Source organism: Vibrio sp. T11.5, from assembly GCF_027587155.1.
Taxonomy (GTDB): Bacteria; Pseudomonadota; Gammaproteobacteria; order Enterobacterales; family Vibrionaceae; genus Vibrio; species Vibrio neptunius.
Window position 1 is genome coordinate 1 of sequence record NZ_JAPPTP010000049.1, and the last position, 3,244, is coordinate 3,244.

The 3,244-nt window shown below is 50.5% G+C and carries 2 rRNA genes; both read left to right on the forward strand.

The annotated features are described in order from the left end of the window. The first annotated feature begins 147 nt into the window (after positions 1-147). Positions 148-3,036 (forward strand): 23S ribosomal RNA (locus OH455_RS23075). 90 nt (positions 3,037-3,126) lie between these two features. After that, positions 3,127-3,242, forward strand: a 5S ribosomal RNA gene (rrf, locus tag OH455_RS23080). The last annotated feature ends 2 nt before the right edge of the window (positions 3,243-3,244 follow it).

Here is a 3,244-nt window from a genome sequence, read left to right on the forward strand (position 1 = left end):
TGATTTAGGTACCAACACACATTCAAGTGTTCTTGGAAACATCCTTGTGATGTTTATATTTGAGTCCGGCAAAATCGAGTCTGCATCATGTTTAAATAATTGCAGACAACTTTGGTTGTTTGACTGTAAGACCCTTTGGGGTTGTATGGTTAAGTGACTAAGCGTACACGGTGGATGCCTTGGCAGTCAGAGGCGATGAAGGACGTATTAACTTGCGATAAGCCCAGATTAGGCAGTAAAAGCCATTTGAGTCTGGGATTTCCGAATGGGGAAACCCACCTGCATAAGCAGGTATCATTATCTGAATACATAGGGTAATGAGGCGAACCGGGGGAACTGAAACATCTAAGTACCCCGAGGAAAAGAAATCAACCGAGATTCCGAAAGTAGCGGCGAGCGAAATTGGATTAGCCCTTAAGCCTTTAATGCGTCAGGTGAAAGTTCTGGAAAGGTCTGCGATACAGGGTGATAGCCCCGTAACCGGCAGCGCATTTTAGGTGAAATCGAGTAGGGCGGGACACGTGATATCCTGTCTGAATATGGGGGGACCATCCTCCAAGGCTAAATACTACTGACTGACCGATAGTGAACCAGTACCGTGAGGGAAAGGCGAAAAGAACCCCTGTGAGGGGAGTGAAATAGAACCTGAAACCGTGTACGTACAAGCAGTAGGAGCACCCTCGTGGTGTGACTGCGTACCTTTTGTATAATGGGTCAGCGACTTATATTCAGTAGCAAGGTTAACCATCTAGGGGAGCCGTAGAGAAATCGAGTCTTAACTGGGCGTCGAGTTGCTGGATATAGACCCGAAACCAGGTGATCTAGCCATGGGCAGGTTGAAGGTTGAGTAACATCAACTGGAGGACCGAACCGACTAATGTTGAAAAATTAGCGGATGACTTGTGGCTAGGGGTGAAAGGCCAATCAAACCTGGAGATAGCTGGTTCTCCCCGAAATCTATTTAGGTAGAGCCTCGGACGAATACTACTGGGGGTAGAGCACTGTTAAGGCTAGGGGGTCATCCCGACTTACCAACCCTTTGCAAACTCCGAATACCAGTAAGTACTATCCGGGAGACACACGGCGGGTGCTAACGTCCGTCGTGGAGAGGGAAACAACCCAGACCGCCAGCTAAGGTCCCAAATTACAGCTAAGTGGGAAACGATGTGGGAAGGCTTAGACAGCTAGGATGTTGGCTTAGAAGCAGCCATCATTTAAAGAAAGCGTAATAGCTCACTAGTCGAGTCGGCCTGCGCGGAAGATGTAACGGGGCTAAGCTGTAAACCGAAGCTGCGGCAATGCATTTTATGTATTGGGTAGGGGAGCGTTCTGTAAGCCGTTGAAGGTGAGTTGTAAAGCTTGCTGGAGGTATCAGAAGTGCGAATGCTGACATGAGTAACGATAAAGGGGGTGAAAAACCTCCTCGCCGGAAGACCAAGGGTTCCTGTCCAACGTTAATCGGGGCAGGGTAAGTCGACCCCTAAGGCGAGGCCGAAAGGCGTAGTCGATGGGAAACGGGTTAATATTCCCGTACTTCTTACAATTGCGATGGGGGGACGGAGAAGGCTAGGTGGGCCTGGCGACGGTTGTCCAGGTTCAAGTGCGTAGGCTTGAGAGTTAGGTAAATCCGGCTCTCTTTAAGGCTGAGACACGATGTCGAGCATCTACGGATGTGAAGTCATTGATGCCATGCTTCCAGGAAAAGCCTCTAAGCTTCAGATTGTAAGGAATCGTACCCCAAACCGACACAGGTGGTCGGGTAGAGAATACCAAGGCGCTTGAGAGAACTCGGGTGAAGGAACTAGGCAAAATGGTACCGTAACTTCGGGAGAAGGTACGCTCTTGACGGTGAAGTCCCTTGCGGATGGAGCTATTGAGAGTCGCAGATACCAGGTGGCTGCAACTGTTTATTAAAAACACAGCACTGTGCAAAATCGTAAGATGACGTATACGGTGTGACGCCTGCCCGGTGCCGGAAGGTTAATTGATGGGGTTAGACGTAAGTCGAAGCTCTTGATCGAAGCCCCGGTAAACGGCGGCCGTAACTATAACGGTCCTAAGGTAGCGAAATTCCTTGTCGGGTAAGTTCCGACCTGCACGAATGGCGTAATGATGGCCACGCTGTCTCCACCCGAGACTCAGTGAAATTGAAATCGCTGTGAAGATGCAGTGTACCCGCGGCTAGACGGAAAGACCCCGTGAACCTTTACTACAGCTTGGCACTGAACATTGACCCTACATGTGTAGGATAGGTGGGAGGCTTTGAAACCGGTACGCCAGTATCGGTGGAGCCGTCCTTGAAATACCACCCTTGTAGTGTTGATGTTCTAACTTAGACCCGTTATCCGGGTTGAGGACAGTGCCTGGTGGGTAGTTTGACTGGGGCGGTCTCCTCCCAAAGAGTAACGGAGGAGCACGAAGGTGGGCTAATCACGGTTGGACATCGTGAGGTTAGTGCAATGGCATAAGCCCGCTTGACTGCGAGAATGACAATTCGAGCAGGTGCGAAAGCAGGTCATAGTGATCCGGTGGTTCTGAATGGAAGGGCCATCGCTCAACGGATAAAAGGTACTCCGGGGATAACAGGCTGATACCGCCCAAGAGTTCATATCGACGGCGGTGTTTGGCACCTCGATGTCGGCTCATCACATCCTGGGGCTGAAGTCGGTCCCAAGGGTATGGCTGTTCGCCATTTAAAGTGGTACGCGAGCTGGGTTTAGAACGTCGTGAGACAGTTCGGTCCCTATCTGCCGTGGGCGTTGGAAGATTGAAGGGGGCTGCTCCTAGTACGAGAGGACCGGAGTGGACGAACCTCTGGTGTTCGGGTTGTCATGCCAATGGCATTGCCCGGTAGCTAAGTTCGGAATCGATAACCGCTGAAAGCATCTAAGCGGGAAGCGAGCCCTGAGATGAGTCTTCCCTGACCCCTTGAGGGTCCTAAAGGGTTGTTCGAGACTAGAACGTTGATAGGCAGGGTGTGTAAGCGTTGTGAGGCGTTGAGCTAACCTGTACTAATTGCCCGTGAGGCTTAACCATACAACACCCAAAGGGTTTTGATGGACTCAAAGCAAGAACAGAATTGAATGTGTTGAGAACACAATAGCAGCTTTCCGAATTAAGAATTTGCTTGGCGACCATAGCGATTTGGACCCACCTGATTCCATGCCGAACTCAGAAGTGAAACGAATTAGCGCCGATGGTAGTGTGGGGCTTCCCCATGTGAGAGTAGGACATCGCCAGGCTT